Genomic DNA, 15,296 nt, shown 5'->3' with positions numbered 1-15,296 from the left:
AAGGTGGAACAGAAGAACGAATGCGTTTGATGCTGGCCGGGGGTTTGGGCTCAGGCTTGTTGTGTGTTAACGGGTGGGTCGTCGGACCCGCCTTTGGGGATGGTGAGGACGGACCAGCTGTCGGCGGCCTGCCAGCGGCAGAGCCAGACGAGTTGGCCGGTGTGGTAGCCGTAGTGGGAGAGCTGGCGGTGGATCGCACCGACGACGGTGTCGGGCTCGTCGCGGATGGTGATGGTTCGGGTGAGGTCGTCGGGGTGGAGGCTGTCGAGGGCCTGGAAGAGGATGGACCAGCCGGCTTCCCAGTCGCGGAAGAGTTCCTTTTCGTCCTTGTAGCGGTCGATGAATTCGTCGTCGCGGTCTCGCCAGGGTTTTTCGCCGTCGGTGGTGAGGAAGTCGGTCCAGCGTGATCGCATGTTGCCGGCCATGTGCTTCATGATGATGGCGGCGGAGTTGGTGGCGTCATCGGGCGCTTCCCGGAGTTGGTCGAAGGTGACCTGCTCGATGGCGCGGTCGGCCATGCGTTTTTGTGAGCGGAACATCTCGATGGCGGCGTCGATCACGACGCGTCCGAGTTCTTGTGCAGATGCCGACATAGCGGTCTCCATTCCGGTGTCGCCGGTCCGCTGAGTGTACCCATTCTGAGGGGGGTTGCGGTCAGTTCGGAGCTGGGAGTTCGAGCCAATCGAGGACTCGGGCGATCATGCGGTCCCAGTATGCCCAGGTGTGGTCTTCGCCTGGGTGCTCTTCGTAGAGGAGGTTGAGGCCGGCGGCCTGGGCGGCGTCTCGGAAGCGGAGGTTCTGCTGGTAGAGGAAGTCTTTCGTTCCGCAGGCCTGGTAGAGGCGTGGCTGGTGGCGTCCGGAGGCGGCGAGGCGTTTGGCGAGGGCGACGGTGTCGTTCTCGGAGTCGGGGAAGGCGTCGAGATCGCCGAAGATTCTGGTTTGTTCCTGGAGCCAGACTTCGTTGCGGCTATCGGGGTCCATGTCGTTGGCCCGGTCGAGGGCGCCCGAGAGAGAGGCGGCGGCGGCGAAGCGGTCGGGGTGGGTGAGGGCCCATTTGAAGGCGCCGTAGCCTCCCATGGAGAGGCCGGCGACGTAGGTGCTGCGTGGGTCGTTGGTGACGGGAAGGAGGCGGGCGGCGAGGGCGGGTAGTTCTTCGGTGAGGTGGGTCCAGTAGGGGTAGCCCTCGGCCATGTTGGTGTACCAGGCTCGGTCGGTGGAGGGCATGATGGTGACGAGGGGCAGGTTCTGGGTGTAGCGTTCGATGGCGCTGAAGCGGGTCCAGTCGGCGTCGTCGCCATAGAGCCCGTGGAGGAGCCAGAGGATCGGGAACCCCCCTTCCGGCACGGGGAGCGCGTCCGGGACGATCGCGGTGAGGTTGCGGCTCATGCCGAGGACTTCGGAGGCGTAGCGGAGGCTTAGGAGGGCCATGACGGATTCCTGATGGGGACAGGCGGTTGGGATGGGAGCGTGGTCGTTAGCATACGGGGGTGGAAGATGCTGCTGTGGTGACTGCGTTGCGTCCTGATCCTCGTCATGAGGATCGGGTGCGTGTGATGGTGGGGGCGAAGCGGGTGGCGACGCTGTCGGTGCGTTCGGTGACGGAGTTGGGGGTGGTGGTGGGTCGGGCGTGGACGGCGGATCTGGCGGAGGCGGTGGCTGAGAGTGAGCGTGCGGATCTGGCGGTTCATAAGGCGCGTGGTTATCTGTCGCGTCGGCCGCATACGCATCGGCAATTGGATCTGAAGCTGAATCAGGCGGGGTTTGAGGCGAAGGCTCGGCGGGAGGCTCTGGAGCGGCTGGATCGTGCGGGGCTGATTGATGATCGGGCTTATGCGGAGCGGCTGATCGAGGAGCTCAAGCAGCGGAAGGGCGCGGGGCCACGGCTGGTGCGGAGCAAGCTGGCGGCGGCGGGGGTGGATGGGAAGACGGTGGATGAGCTGATGTCGCAGGGGCATGGGGACGAGCTGAGTGAGCCGGAGCGGGCGATGGCTTATGCGGAGAGCCAGCTCGGTGGTTTGCGGCGGCTGGAGCCGGAGGCGGCGAAGCGGCGGCTGTATGGCCGGATGGCTCGGCGGGGGTACGACACTTCGGTGATTCGGGAGGTGGTGGAGCGGCTGTTGGGTGGCGAGACGTTGTCGGACTGAGGCGTCAGCGGGGGAGCGTTCGGACGGTTATCCTTAGGCGATGCGGCATCTGCTTCTGGTTGTGTTGTTGTTAGCTGTGAGTTTGTCGACGGGTTGTGTGCGTCGGACAATGACGATCACGTCGTCGCCGGCGGGGGCGCTGGTTTATCTGAATGACCAGGAGGTGGGGCGAACGCCTATGACGCTGCCGTTTACGTACTACGGGGTTTATGACGTTCGGTTAGAGGCGGATGGTTATGAGCCTTTGTGGACGACGGGTCAGGCTGACCCGCCTTGGTGGGCTTACCCGGGTCCGGATTTCGTGGCGGAGTTTGTGCCGGGTCTTGAGGATGAGGTGGTGTGGCACTTCCGGATGACGGCGGCGGCTGATCCGGCGGATGAAGATATTGATGCGGTGAATGATCGGGCTCGGCAGATGCGATCGAATCTGGCGCGTCCGCTGCCTTAGCTGTTTTTGGATACTGGGGAGGCAGTTGGTGACTGGGGTGGGTGTGCGTAGTACCAGACGGTGCGGGCGATGGCGTAGCCGATGGTGGCGGAGACGACGAGGTCGGTGGTGAAGTGGGATCCGGTGAGCAGTCGGGTGGCGGCACAGCCGAGGCCGAGGATGGCCCAGATGGGGAGTGATTTGGGGTAGAGGCGGGTGAGGATGAAGGCGGCGGCGAAGGCGGTGGCTGCGTGCCCTGAGGGGAGGCCGATGCCAGAGGTGGAGAGGAAGTCGTCGGCCCAAGGTCGCCAGGTGTAGGCCCCCTCGCCGACTTCGGGTCGGTGGCGTTTGGAGATGACCTTGAGGACTTCTGAGAGCGCGGCAGCGGCGAGGATGGGGATGAAGAGGATCTTGGCGGGGTGCCAGAGGCCGATGCGTGCGCGGCGGCCGAGTTGGATGTAGAGGACGGCGGCGACGAGGAGCCATGTTGGGATGTAGCCGGCGATGCGGAAGAGGCGGTGCCAGTCTTCGATCTCGGTGCGTTTGTAGGTGAAGTGGTCGTAGATGAATCTGTCGAAAGGGGTGATGGCGGCGAATGCGAGGATGGCGAGGCAGAGGAGGCCGGCGACGGGTGTCCAGCCGGGGGTGATGCCGCCTCTGACGGCCAGGTTCGGTCTGGGACGTCGGGTTTTGTTGGCGTCTGCGAGTCTTGCGGAGTCGGAGGGGATCACACTCACGGTGTCTTCTCCTTGACGCCCTGGTAGCCGTAGCCGACGCAGATGAGTGGGGTTTCGGACCTGATTTCGATGTGCTCGAATTGGAGTCCTCGCTGCCATCCTCTTGGCTTGGTGCCGATCATGACAGCGGGTTTTCCGATGAGGTCGGGTCGGTGCAGGCTGGTATCGATGAAGTAATCGTAGGAAGATTCTCTGTCGCCGAGGGCAGAGGAGGCGCTGAAGACGGTGGGCTGGTCGGGCAGGTAGTAGGCGAGCAGCGCGGTTTGGCCGTAGTGATTGGTGAGGAACCAGGGTTCGGTGCCGGTTTCAGCGGTGATTTGCAGGGCGATCTCGTGGACAGTGAGGGCTTTGGCCTGCATGCCCTGGACGCGGTTGAGGCCTCGCTGGAGGGCGGGGCCGAAAGGCAGGCGATCGACGCCTTGGGTTTGGATGAGGTAGGGGCCAAAGAGGATGTGCGGTCCTGCGATGAGTCCGACGACGAGGATGACCCGGTCGCCGAAGCGGATCGCGGGGGTGGGTGTTTGGGTGATGAGGACGGCGGCGAGGGGGATGAGGGTGATCCAGCCGGCGGCGGGCCAGTTGGCTTCGATGTTCTTGGCGAGGGAGACGAGCAGGTAGAAGGCGTAGACGGGCCAGGCGGTGTGGATCAGGAGGAGGTGGGCGTCTCGGTTGGGATCACTTCTGGGAGGCAGACGGCGGCATGCGAACCATGCGATCAGGGAGAGACCGGGGGCGATGACGAGGATCTGGACGGCGATGGCTTCGAGGGTCCAGAGGGGGTTGTAGGTCCAGCTTTCGGCGGGTTGGAGGTCGCCGCCCGGGGCGTTGAGGTGTCCGAGGAGGTGGGCGAGGGTCGGCCAGCCGTTTTGCTGGTTCCAGATAGCGATGGGTGCCATCATGATGAGTGCGGCGGCGGCGGCGAGGATGGGCCCGGTGAGGCGGAGGGCTGTCGTTGGCCTTGCGCGGGCGGCGAAGATGAAGCCGAGTAGGAGGCCGGGAGCGATGAGGAGCATGGTGTATTTGAGGAGGACGCCAAGGCCGAAGGTGATTCCGAGTAGAAGCCAGAGGGTGGGGTTCGGGCGTGGGCTTCGGAGGATCTCGACGGCGAGGGCTGCGGTGACGGCCCATGCGGCGAAGAAGGGTGCGTCGATGGTGATGAACTGAGCGGTGGCGAAGAGGATGGGTACGAGGGCGGCGATGACGGCGGCGGTGAGCGCGGCGGCGCGGGGTTTGGTTGAGAGTCGGGCGGCGATGGCGGCGGCGGCGAGCATGGTGACGGCTGCGGAGACGGCTGCGGGGAGGCGGACGGCCCAGGCGTCGTGGCCGAAGATGGCGGTGGAGGCGGCGATGAGCCAGGCGATGCCAGGACCTTTGCTGTAGTAGGACCAGTCGAGTCGTCGGGACCAGTCCCAGTACTGGGCTTCGTCGCCGGCGAGCTCGTAGGGATTGAGCAAGAGCAGGTAGAGGATGCGGGCAGTGAGTACGGCGAGGGTGAGGGTGAGCACTGGGCGGAACCAGTCGGTCTGGCTGGTGGCCGGGATTGGCGTGCTGGCTGAGCTGGGGTTGGTCTCGTGCATGCTTGAGTTCGTAGACTGTGTGGTCGGGGCTCAGGGGTGTTTTACCGGCTGGAGGGCTGGCTGGTTCTGGAGATTGTGATTTATGGATAAGTCAACCCCGCTGGTGCCTCGGCATCTGGATCTGAAGAAGGATCGTGCACTGACGGTGACGTGGAGCGACGGGCGGGTGTCGATTTATCCGATTGCGTATTTGCGGAAGATGTCGCCTTCGGCGGATGCTCGCGAGATGCGGAAAGCGATGGAGGCGAACCCGCTAACGGTGCTGCCGAGTTCTGGCGGGAGTGGGCCGTTGGTGGCGGTGGATGCGGAGATGGTGGGGAATTACGCGATCCGGATCCGGTTTTCGGATGGGCATGACACGGGGTTGTTTTCGTGGGTGTATCTGCGTGAGATCGACCCGAATCGGCCGGAGCAAGCGGGTGGGACGGGTGGTGAGGGGACGGCTGCTTCTTAACACAATCGACACATTTGGGGTGAGGGTATTCTTGCGGGCTGTGGGATTGTCGTTTCACCTTCACGCGTACGCGGAGCCATGTGATGGGCGATGGATCGACCTGGGGTGGTGACGAGAGCGAGCAGGCGAGCATTCTGCTGGTTGAGGACGAGCAGGATCTTCAGGATCTGCTTCAGTACAACCTGGAGCGAGAGGGGTATCGGGTGCAGGCGGCTGGTACTGGCGAGGACGGTTTGAAGCTCGCGCGGTCGGGGAAGCTGGACCTGATTCTGCTGGATCTGATGCTTCCTGGGATGGACGGGCTTGAGGTTTGTCGGACGCTAAAGGGTCGCGAGGTGACGTCGGAGGTGCCGATCATCATGCTGACGGCGAAGGGTGAGGAGACGGATATCGTTCGTGGGCTGGAGTTGGGGGCGGATGATTACATCACTAAGCCGTTTAGCCCGCGGGTGCTGATGGCGCGGATCAAGGCGATGCTGAGGCGGTCGGCGGATAGTTCGGGTGCGGGCGAGGGCGAGGTGAGGACGATCACGGCGGATTCGGTGACGATCGATCTGGATCGTCACGAGGTGCGGGCGGAGGGTGAGCTGGTGGATCTGACGGCGACGGAGTTCAAGCTGCTGAGTTTGCTGGCGGGTCGTCGTGGGCGGGTGTTCACGCGTCAGCAGATCATTGAGTCGATTCACGAGGGGTTTGCGGCGGTGACGGATCGGTCGGTGGATGTCCAGGTGGTGTCGCTTCGGCGTAAGCTGGGTGACGCGGGGGCGTCGATCGAGACGGTTCGTGGTGTGGGCTATCGTTTTCGTGACTGAACCTTGATGTGGAGGCCGGCGCCGGACCGCCGGCGATGGCCTTGATTTACTCGGCTGGGCAACTGATGGAATCGTCGGCGGCGGGCCTGTTTCTGGCTCTGGCGATTGTTCTGGGCGTGGTGGTGCTGGGGGTGTGCTACCGGGTGGTCGTGGCTTTGCGGGTGTTTCGGGAGGAGGCGCTGCGGCTGGCCAGTGGTGATCTGAAGAAGCCGGCGCGGGCGAGTGGGACGCTTCGGCTGGTCGGTTTGGCGGACACGCTGGATGAGATGGGGGCGCAGCTGCAGAGCCGGCTGACGGATGTGATTCAGCAGCGGAACGAGCTGGGGGCGGTGTTGTCGTCGATGAATGAGGGGGTGCTGGCGATCGATCTGGATGAGCGGGTGTTGAGTCTTAATCGTGCGGGAGCGGAGCTGCTGCGGCTGGACCCGATCGGGACCATCGGGCGGCCGATTCAGGAGGTGATTCGGAATGCGTCGCTGCAGAAGTTTGTGACGCAGACGCTTGATGAGGGCGAGGGCAAGAGTGCGGAGATGACGGTGCGGGTGTCGGGTTCGGAGTCCGGGCAACGACGGTATTTCCAGATTCACAGTGAGATGCTGCGTGATGCGCATGGGGAGCGATTGGGGGCGGTGATTGTGTTGCATGACGTCACCCAGCTGCGAAGGCTGGAGAAGGTTCGTCGGGAGTTTGTGGCGAATGTGTCTCACGAGGTGAAGACGCCGGTGAGCGCGATCAAGGCGGCGACGGAGACGCTGCTGGATGATCCGGAGATCGATGCGGCGGGTCGGGATCGGTTTTTGCGGATCGTGGCGAGGCAGGCGGTGCGGCTGGAGACGATTGTCGAGGATCTGTTGAGTCTGGCACGGATCGAGCAGGAGCGTCGGCAGGTGCTGAGCGATCTGGAAGTGCTCGAGGTCGGGCCTGTGCTGTCGGCGGCGCGGGAGGCACTGGTGGTGAAGGCGGAGGAGCGTGGGGTGCGGATCGTGTTGTCAGGGGCGATGGAAGCGACGGCGCGGATCAATCCGAGGCTTCTGGAACAGGCGGTGGTGAATCTGATCGATAACGCGATTAAATACGGGCCGGAGGGGGGTGAGGTGTCGGTTCGGGTGCTGGAACGGGAGCGGGAGGTGGTGATTGAGGTGGAAGATCGGGGTCGGGGGATCGAGGCGGAGCATCTGCCGAGGATTTTCGAGCGGTTCTACCGAACGGATCGATCGCGCAGCCGGGAGTTGGGGGGGACGGGGCTGGGGTTGTCGATCGTGAAGCACGTGGCGGAGGCGCACGGCGGTCGGGTGACGGTGGATTCGGTTCCGCGGTCGGGCACGACGATGCGGATTCATCTGCGTGCACGGGGAAAACCCGTAAGTTCGGAAGAAAGCAACGGTTCGGTCTCGCATTAACGCGTAAAACGGCTATGGTCAAAGAGTAAGCGGCACAGGGAGGTGCCGCGGGACCCCGTCTGGAGACGATAATGGCTACTCACCTGCAACGACAACTGGACAAGCTGAAGCGTTCGCTGCTGTCGCTGGGCACTCTGGTAGAGGAGGGTGTGGACAAGGCGATCGTGGCGATCCAGACGCGTGATGTGGGTCTGGCGGACGAGGTGATCGCGGGGGATGCGTCGATTGATGAACTGGAACTCGACGTGGAGGAGGAGTGCCTGCACACGCTGGCGCTACACCAGCCGGTGGCATTTGATCTGCGGTTTGTGGTGGCGGTTCTGAAGATCAACAACGACCTGGAGCGGATCGGGGATCTCGCGGTGAACGTCGCGCAGCAGGCGCGGTTCCTGGCTTCGTGCAGCATGGTGGACCAGATGCCGTTTGATCTGGGGCGGATGAGCGGGCTGGTTCAGGAGATGCTGAAGAAGAGTCTGGATGCGCTGGTGAATCTGGACCCGGCGCTGGCGCGAGAGGTTCGGTCGCTGGATGACGTGGTGGATGGGATTCATCGGGGGATGTACGACCGGATCACGGAGACGATGCGGGAGAATCCGGAGCAGATCGAGCAGATGATCCACCTGATCAATGTGTCGCGTCAGCTTGAGCGGATGGCGGACCACGCGGTGAACGTGGCGAAGGATGTCATCTACATGGCGGAGGGAGACATCGTTCGGCATCGGAAGATTCAGGAACGCCGCGACCAGAGCGCTTAACCCCCCCTACTTCGTCTCGGTCTCATCTCTGCGACCCGTATCACTGTGTTTGTTGCAGTGGGTTCAAATGGCTTCTGGTGGTAGATCGATAATGGTGGCGGTGTGGGTCATGACGAGGCGGCCGTGGATCTTGTTGATGGGGAGGTTGAGCATTCGGGCGGCGGCCTGGCGGTAGTGGTTGATCTGCTGGCGGTGTCTTTCGATGGTGGCGGCGGTGTCTTCGGGGGTGTTGGCGATCCGGTCGGTTTTGTAGTCGATGATCTCGGCGTGGGTGGGTTGCTCGTTGTTGGTCCAGACCACAAGTCGGTCGATGCGGCCTGTGACTGAGGTTTGGTCTTCGTCGATTTGTGTGAAGGGCAGCTCGGTGTGGAGGCTGGCGGCTCCTCTGCGGCTGAGGGCCTCCTGGATCTCGGGTTGCTGGAGAATGGCTCTTGCTTCGTCGAGGTATTGGCTGAGGTGGTTGTTGCTGGCTGTCACGACGCCGGCTTCGATTAAGAGGGCGCGGGCAGAGCTGTCGCTGGTCAGCCAGGGGGGTGGTGCTTCGTCGATGAAGGCGGTGTGTTCGAGGAGGTTGTGGACGGCGAGCCCGCGGGCTTTGGCTTGTCGCTGATCCTGCGTGTCGAAGCAGTCGGCGAGGGTCTGTGTTGTGGGTTGCGGCCTGGGTTTTGGTTGTGGCGTGTTGGTTTGTGAGATGGTCAGTGGTGATGGCGTGGGTCGTACGGGTTGCGGATCGGGCTTTGACAGCTGACTGGTCCAGTTGGGGTTTCCGGTCTCGGTGAGTGTGGTGAGGTCGGCTTCTTCCCTGGCCTGCAGGGGCAGAGCGAGGGTTTGGCGGATGAGGGCGGCGTGGGTTTTGTTGGTAGAGCCGACGGAGCTGGTTCCGGACCTGGTGGTCGCGAGTGGTTGCAGGAGGATGTGGAGAGCGTGGCGGGCGCGGGTCATGGCGACATAAAGGCTGGAGAAGCGTTCGGCGAGGTCTTCTGCCTGAGTCTGCCTGGCTTGCTGGGCTGCTGCGGGGAAGTAGTCGAGGAGCCTAGCGTCGGGTTGTTTAGCGATTTGTATCGGGGTGCCGGTTTGGGGATCTCGGGTGATGATGAGGTTGCTGCGTGACTTCCAGACCTGGAGGAGGTCGGGGAGGATGACAGTGTCGAACTCGAGGCCTTTGGCTGCGTGGACGGTCATCACGCGGATGGGAGCGCTGCTGGGGTCTTCGATGCGCGTGGTGCGGATGTAGTTGACGAAGCGTGTGGGACGGAGCGCGGGTGGATCAGGTTCGGCGTGCTGCTGGAGATCGTACTGATGGGCGAGGGTCTGGAGTTGCCTGAGTCGGTGCCAGCGTTTGGGGTCGCAGTGGGGCTGGAGGGGGTGGGTCCAGTCGGCGACGGTGCGGCCGAATCCTCGGGTGAGAAGGTGTTGGCGTTGGCGTGCGGCCCAGCCGGGGCAGCGGTCGATGTCGCTGGGTACTCGGAGTTCCTGACCGAGCGGGCTGTTGGTGACGTAGAGGTGGGCGGCTTCGTCTGCGGGGTGATCGATCAGGGTGAGAGCGGCGAGGACGGCTTCGACGGCGGGATCGCCGTGGATGGGGACCCCGCCTTCTCCTGAGGCCTCGATGCCGAGGGCGCGGAGTTCGAGGAGTAGGTCGGCGACGATCTGGTTGCGCGCGACGAGGATGGCGATGGAGCGGCCGGTGAGCTGCTTGTGGAGGCTGGCGGTGTGTTCGGCGACGGCGCGGAGGTGGGCGGTCTGGGCGGGTGTGGTCTGGGTGTCGTCGTCTTCGGTGTCGGGGGGTGCGGGGGTGTCGGGTTCTTCTGCCAGCGGTGGGGCTGTGCGCATGATGAGCGCGTGGCCGGGCTGGTCGGGGTTGGCGGCCTGGTGATTCGGGAACAGGTCCTGCCAGTGATTTGCGGCGGCTCGTTCTTCGGTGGTGTCGAAGATGTCTGCTAGTGTGAGGTTGTTATAGACGTTGTTGACGAGGTCGAGGACGGGTTGGGCACAGCGGTAGATGGTGCTGAAGACCTCCTCGTTGATGTCGAGTGCCTGCAGCTTGTCGGCGACGTTATCGAAGAGTCGGACGTCGCCGCCTCGCCAGCCGTAGATGGCTTGCTTGGTGTCGCCGACACAGAAGAGGGAGCGGCCGGAGTGGGTCGTGTGTCCGTGGGCGAGTAGTTCATCGATGAGCGGCTGGAGTACGGCCCATTGCTGGCGGCTGGTGTCCTGGAACTCGTCGAGGAGCAGGTGCTGGACGCTGGCATCGAGTCGGAAGTAGAGATCGTCAAGCCAGTCGGCCTGGTTGCTATCGATGGTCTGAGCGAGGAGGGTGGTGAGGTCGCTATAGCGTATGGCCTGCCGCTCGTCGGCGATTTCCTGCCAGGCGTGGTCGAAGGCCTGAAGGAAGTGGGCGGTGGCTTTGGTTCGCAGACTGGTTTCGTGGCTGATGAGGGCACGGGCATGGTCGATGAGTGGGGCGAGTGACTGTTGGAATGAAGGCGGGATGTGCTTTCCCTGATAAAGCTCCTGTGCCCAGGCTTTCGGGGCCAGGCCTCTGGTGAGGAAGGCTTCCCAGTTGTTGGTGCGGAGGTCGTCAAGGGTTGCCAGCCAGGCGTTGCAAAATCTCTTATCGGGGTCTTCGCTGTTCTTCTTCTTTGGTAGGTCCTCTTCGAGGCTCGCGAGTTGGTCGATGAACTGGCTGCGCTGTGTCTCGGTGAGCTTCTTGCCCTCGATTGGGAAGTGCCAGAGATCGGGGTTGGGGGCTTCGGTCCAGGTGGGTGTGAGGTCTTTGACGAGTCTTTCGATGGCTTCGATGACGGAGCGGGTGGCGTCGCCCGCGCCGAGTTGGCGGAGCCAAGCGATGAGGGTTTCGAAATCGTTGTCGGCGGCGCTTCGGGCGAGGAGTCGTTCGACGGATCGGAGTCGCAGGTCTTCGGCGAGGGCGGAGCGATCGTCGATGAGCAGCGGTTCGTCGGGGATACCGAGTTCGTCGCTGAAGGCGCTGGCGATGCGGTGGAAGGTGCTGTCGATGGTGCCGATGGGCAGATGTGGGAGAGCGGGCAGGAGTTGGTCGAAGAGTTCGCGGGTGCGTGTCTGGGTGAGTGGCAGTGCGGTCTCGGCGCGGAGTTGGTTGAGTTTTTCGGGGTTGAGGGTGGCTTCGACGAGCCAGCGGAGGATGCGGTCGCGGATCTCGCCGGCTGCGGCTCGGGTGAAGGTGGTGGCGAGAATCTCCTGGGGTTTGGCGCCGGCGTGGAGCAGGGTGAGGTATCGGCAGGCGAGTTGGAAGGTTTTCCCGGAGCCGGCGGAGGCGCGGATGAGGCGGTGATCGAGCATGGAGCTGTTGTTGGGCTCGAGCTCAGCCATGGCGGTTGGGCTCCGAATGGTTGATCAGTTCGTCGCGGTCGGGTGCGAGGTCGGCGCAGAGGGCTTCGAAGCCGTCGGGGAAGTGGGCGGGATCGCCTGGAGGCCAGTAGATCGACTGGCTGATCTGGCTCAGGATGTGATCGCGGGTGTCTCTGGCTTCCTGGCGTTCCTGCTCGGTCCATCCGCAGAACAAGAGGTGATCAGCGAGGCGGGAGGCCGGCTTGGCGGGCAAGACCCAGTAGCCGGCGTCGAGCAGGCGGTGCGGTAGGTTGAGTTGGATGGCGGGCTGCGCGATGAGGTCGAGGTAGAGCGGGAGTTGGAGGTCGATCCATCCGCGTTTCTTGGTGTGGTGTTCGGGCCGGGGTTTTTTGGGTTTATCGAAGGACTTGTAATCGATGATCTGTGTGCGGCCATCGGGGTGCTGATCGATGCGGTCGATGCGTCCGGTGAGCGTGAAAGTGGTCTGGTCGATTGAGATCGCCTGGCTGGTTTTGACTTCGGTGTGGGTGATCTCCCATCCTTCGTTCCAGCGTTGGATCTGCAGTGGCGCGAAGGCCTGGAGGCGCTCGGTGGCGGTTCGGAGCTGGACGCGGGTGGGTACGTTGGGCTGATCGCCCAGGGTCCTGCGGGCTTCTTCGTGGAGGCCTTCGATGAGGTAGGCGGTGAGTTGACCGGCGTTGACGCGTGCCTGCTTGGGTGCCTGGCTGAGCCTTGCCAGGCTGTTGTGGAGGAGGGTGCCGAAGCTAGCTGCATCCAGTTCGGCGAAGGCATCCTCGACGACGTTTAGTTTCAAGACGTGCCTGAGGTAGAAGCGATAGGGGCAGGCGAGATAGCTCTTCAAGGCGGTGATGGAAAGCCTGAGAGGTGGAGCGATGGGTGTGGATGGCGGGACGAGTCGGAAGTTGTTTCGCATGCCCGGCGTGCCGAGTTGGATCCGTTGCGACGGTCGATCTCTTTGGATGAGGAAGCGGTGGAGCCGGCGGGTCTGGGTGTCGTGGTTGTGTCCGAGGAGGGGTAGGCTCGGCAGGAGTGGGTCGTTGGTGGCGGAGCGGGCGGCGGCGATGAGTGTGGTGTTCTGTCGTGAAGTGAGTGCGGTGTGGAGTGCCCAGCGGTCGCGGGCTTCTCTTCGTTTGGCGTCGTTGAGGCCGAGGCGCTGACGGACGGATGGCGGGAGCAGCGCGTCGGGTTTGGGTCGGCTCGGGAAGGCTCCTTCGTTGAGGCCGGCGACGATGAGTTGGGGTGAGGTATCGAAGGCGAGTTCGATGACGCCAAGGATCGGGAGTTTGCTATCGTCTGCGGGGATCGGGATGACTCTGGGTGAAGGTGGGTTGAGCAGCTGATCGACGGCCTGTGCAAAGGTGATATCGGGGAGATGGTCCTTGATGGCCTGGAGGTGGTCGAGGTCGTCGATTTCCTGGAGGAAGGCCTGGAGGGCTCGTTGCCGGTTGTCGGGATCGCCGGGGGTGGCGGGTGCCTGGGCGTAGATCTTCTGGAGGACGCTGCGGAGGGATTCGGTCCATGCGTTGAGGGGTCTGGATGATGTGTCTTGCGGGAGGAGTGACTTGATGGCCGCATAGACCTGGCTAAGGGCGGGGGCTTTTTTACCGAGCCATTGGTCGGAGACGACGGCGGCGAGGTAGCGGGAGGCGTAGTCGTCGAGCAGGGTGACCCAGTTTTCGATGGCGGCGGTGCTATTGGGGTTGAGGCTGCGGCGGAGGTGGCTGTCGATATCGGAGTGGCGGATGAGGGCGGCAAGGTCGTCGTAGGTGGAACTGGTGTGGAAGCTGGCCAGCAGTTGGAGGCATAAGGCGGGCGCTGACTGGCTGAGTGGGCGGGACTCGATGATGGCGGCATCGACCTCGGCGAGCGAGATGGCGGCGCGGATGGGTTCGTTGAGAGCGGCTTTGGTCGTGACGATGGCGGCGCTGCCGGGGCTGAGTGGTTGGTGGTCGGCGAGCGCTTCGGCGACGGCGAGGTTTTGCTCGTGCTCGTCTTCGACCCAGATGAGGCTGTCTTCGGTGATGGGCAGGGGCTTGCTGGCCCAGGCTTCGTGGAGGGCTTCACCCATGGGGCCGAAGTGACTGCGGTCGGCGGGGTCTGCGGCGACAAGGGCGGTGACGGGGTCGGGCGAGGCGTGGAGGTACTGAGCGAAGAGGGGGCGGAGGTCGGTGAGGCCGAGGAGCAGGACGTGGGTGCTGAGGGTGGGTGGGCCCTGCTGGATGGTTTGTCGGCAGGCGCGCCAGCGGTCGTTGAGTTGGTATTGGGCGAGTTGTCGGAGGTAGTTGGTTTCCAGCTCGGCGATCATGGTGTAGCGGTCGGCCGCGGGTGGATCGATGTTGGCATGGGCGAGTCGATCGGGCAGGTCTTCGAGGGGGAGGTTCTCGAGAAGGAGGTCTTCGCTAAGGCGGGCGAGCCGGCGGGCGAGAGAGGCGAGGTGGGGCTGGTGATCTGCCTGCTGAGGTAGGAGGGGTTGGAGGCGTTTCGGGTCGGTTTGGCGGAGAGCGACTTCGCGGAGGGCGAGGCTCTGCCGTGGGGTGGCGATGGTTTCATCGGGTGGGGTGATGCGGACGAGGAACTGGTCGGGGGCGAGGGTGTCGGGTGGGAGGAGGATGCGGTTCTGGGCGTCGGCGTGGGCGGCGAGGTGATGGATGAGTTGTCGGCGGGCCCGCTGGCTGGGGATCACGACGGTGAGGTGGGAGAGGTCCCAGGCCTGCCAGCCGGCTTCGGCGGGTGGGTAGAGATCGATCAGGGCCTGGACGGCCAGGTGGAGGAGGGGTTGTCCGGTCCCCAGAAAGCGTCGTTGAGGGGGCATGCCGGCATCGTGACGGTAGCGCGTGCGTGTTGCAAGCCTTAGAGATGAAGGTGGGGTGCGGGGCTGGGATCGAGGCGCTATGCTAGGGGCATGAGCAACCTTGACGAACGTATCGCGCAGTGGGAACGGATGGCGGCGGAAGCCCCGGACGACATGGCTTTTCTGAGTCTCGGCAACGCTTACAAAGAGGCGGAGCGGTGGGCGGATGCGGCCGGGGCGTTTCAGAAGGCGATTGATCTGAACTCGGGGATGTCGCGGGCTTATCAGCAGTTGGGGCATGTGCAAATCAAGCTGGATCAGAAGGATGAGGCAAAAACGACTCTGACCAAGGGTTACAAGATCTCGGCGGAGCGTGGGGATGTGATGCCGCAGCGTGCGATGGGGTCGCTGCTGGAGCAGATCGGGGCGGAGATTCCTGATGTGAAGGATGCGGGCGCGAAGAAGGCGGAGGTGGAGGCGTCCGGGAAGATGGTCCTGGATCGGCGGACGGGTCAGGGTCAGCCGCGGCTGGCGGACCCGCCTATGCGTGGTCCGATCGGGCGGTTCATCTACGACCACTTTGGTCAGGTGACCTGGAATGAGTGGATCGGGCAGGGGACGAAGGTGATCAATGAGCTGCGGCTGGACTTCGGGAACGTGGCCCATCAGGACCTGTATGAGCAGCACATGCTGGAGTGGCTTCAGGTATCTCGTGAGGAGATAGAGGCTTACGACAAGGAGAAGGCTGCGGCGGAATCTTCCTGAGCGGGTCGATCCGGGGGTGGTTTTTCTTGCCGGTCGTTGGAGACGTGGTAATCTTTACATTCGGTAAGGCTTGCCCCTCTGTA

Annotated in this window: 13 protein-coding genes; 7 read left to right on the top strand and 6 right to left on the bottom strand. The window is 63.6% G+C overall.

The window, feature by feature from the left end:
- Window positions 1–50 precede the first annotated feature (50 nt).
- Complete coding sequence (locus ACQZAB_RS09795; RefSeq protein WP_428389334.1) at window positions 51–593, bottom strand: DUF1572 family protein; 543 nt, start codon at window positions 591–593, stop codon at window positions 51–53.
- Between the two features lie 61 nt (window positions 594–654).
- A complete protein-coding gene (locus ACQZAB_RS09790) occupies window positions 655–1,428 on the bottom strand; it encodes an alpha/beta hydrolase (protein ID WP_428389333.1) in 774 nt (257 codons plus the stop codon).
- Between the two features lie 59 nt (window positions 1,429–1,487).
- Between ACQZAB_RS09790 and ACQZAB_RS09785 the strand changes: the two genes are divergently transcribed.
- Both ACQZAB_RS09785 and ACQZAB_RS09780 read left to right on the top strand, forming a co-directional pair.
- Entirely contained in the window at window positions 1,488–2,144 is a 657-nt protein-coding gene (locus tag ACQZAB_RS09785) for a regulatory protein RecX (protein WP_428389332.1), read from the top strand.
- A 40-nt stretch (window positions 2,145–2,184) separates the two neighbouring features.
- Window positions 2,185–2,592 (top strand): PEGA domain-containing protein, encoded by a 408-nt coding sequence (locus tag ACQZAB_RS09780; RefSeq protein WP_428389331.1) that lies wholly within the window; start codon window positions 2,185–2,187, stop codon window positions 2,590–2,592.
- Here ACQZAB_RS09780 and ACQZAB_RS09775 read toward each other — a convergent pair.
- Together ACQZAB_RS09775 and ACQZAB_RS09770 are read right to left on the bottom strand one after the other, a co-directional pair.
- Complete coding sequence (locus ACQZAB_RS09775) at window positions 2,589–3,308, bottom strand: phosphatase PAP2 family protein (protein ID WP_428389330.1); 720 nt, start codon at window positions 3,306–3,308, stop codon at window positions 2,589–2,591. The two genes, ACQZAB_RS09780 and ACQZAB_RS09775, sit on opposite strands and share 4 nt — an antisense overlap.
- A complete protein-coding gene (locus ACQZAB_RS09770) occupies window positions 3,305–4,885 on the bottom strand; it encodes an ArnT family glycosyltransferase (RefSeq protein WP_428389329.1) in 1,581 nt (526 codons plus the stop codon). Before ACQZAB_RS09770 ends, ACQZAB_RS09775 begins: the two co-directional genes overlap by 4 nt.
- Before the next feature lie 82 nt (window positions 4,886–4,967).
- Here ACQZAB_RS09770 and ACQZAB_RS09765 point away from each other — a divergent pair, with 82 nt between their 5' ends.
- The 4 genes from ACQZAB_RS09765 to phoU all read left to right on the top strand — a co-directional run bounded on the left by ACQZAB_RS09765 (window position 4,968) and on the right by phoU (window position 8,306).
- On the top strand, window positions 4,968–5,339 hold the full coding sequence (locus ACQZAB_RS09765; RefSeq protein ID WP_428389328.1) for a gamma-butyrobetaine hydroxylase-like domain-containing protein: 372 nt from the start codon (window positions 4,968–4,970) through the stop codon (window positions 5,337–5,339).
- 83 nt (window positions 5,340–5,422) lie between these two features.
- On the top strand, window positions 5,423–6,151 hold the full coding sequence (locus ACQZAB_RS09760) for a response regulator (protein ID WP_428389327.1): 729 nt from the start codon (window positions 5,423–5,425) through the stop codon (window positions 6,149–6,151).
- Between the two features lie 35 nt (window positions 6,152–6,186).
- Window positions 6,187–7,551 (top strand): sensor histidine kinase, encoded by a 1,365-nt coding sequence (locus ACQZAB_RS09755; protein ID WP_428389326.1) that lies wholly within the window; start codon window positions 6,187–6,189, stop codon window positions 7,549–7,551.
- A 71-nt stretch (window positions 7,552–7,622) separates the two neighbouring features.
- Window positions 7,623–8,306 (top strand): phosphate signaling complex protein PhoU, encoded by a 684-nt coding sequence (phoU, locus tag ACQZAB_RS09750; protein ID WP_428389325.1) that lies wholly within the window; start codon window positions 7,623–7,625, stop codon window positions 8,304–8,306.
- A 63-nt stretch (window positions 8,307–8,369) separates the two neighbouring features.
- On the opposite strand, the gene ACQZAB_RS09745 is transcribed toward phoU, so the two are convergent.
- Both ACQZAB_RS09745 and ACQZAB_RS09740 read right to left on the bottom strand, forming a co-directional pair.
- Complete coding sequence (locus ACQZAB_RS09745) at window positions 8,370–11,657, bottom strand: UvrD-helicase domain-containing protein (RefSeq protein WP_428389324.1); 3,288 nt, start codon at window positions 11,655–11,657, stop codon at window positions 8,370–8,372.
- The gene (locus tag ACQZAB_RS09740; protein ID WP_428389323.1) at window positions 11,650–14,469 is read right to left on the bottom strand and encodes a PD-(D/E)XK nuclease family protein; all 2,820 of its coding nucleotides are present in this window, start codon (window positions 14,467–14,469) and stop codon (window positions 11,650–11,652) included. Before ACQZAB_RS09740 ends, ACQZAB_RS09745 begins: the two co-directional genes overlap by 8 nt.
- A gap of 90 nt (window positions 14,470–14,559) precedes the next feature.
- Here ACQZAB_RS09740 and ACQZAB_RS09735 point away from each other — a divergent pair, with 90 nt between their 5' ends.
- Window positions 14,560–15,213, top strand: a complete 654-nt coding sequence (locus ACQZAB_RS09735; protein ID WP_428389322.1) for a Fe(2+)-trafficking protein — start codon at window positions 14,560–14,562, stop codon at window positions 15,211–15,213.
- Window positions 15,214–15,296 lie beyond the last annotated feature (83 nt).

The sequence above is a fragment of the Mucisphaera sp. genome, from assembly GCF_965279675.1.
GTDB lineage: Bacteria > Planctomycetota > Phycisphaerae > Phycisphaerales > Phycisphaeraceae > Mucisphaera.
Note: the sequence above shows the minus strand (reverse complement) of the source record. Positions and strands in the feature narration are given on the sequence as shown.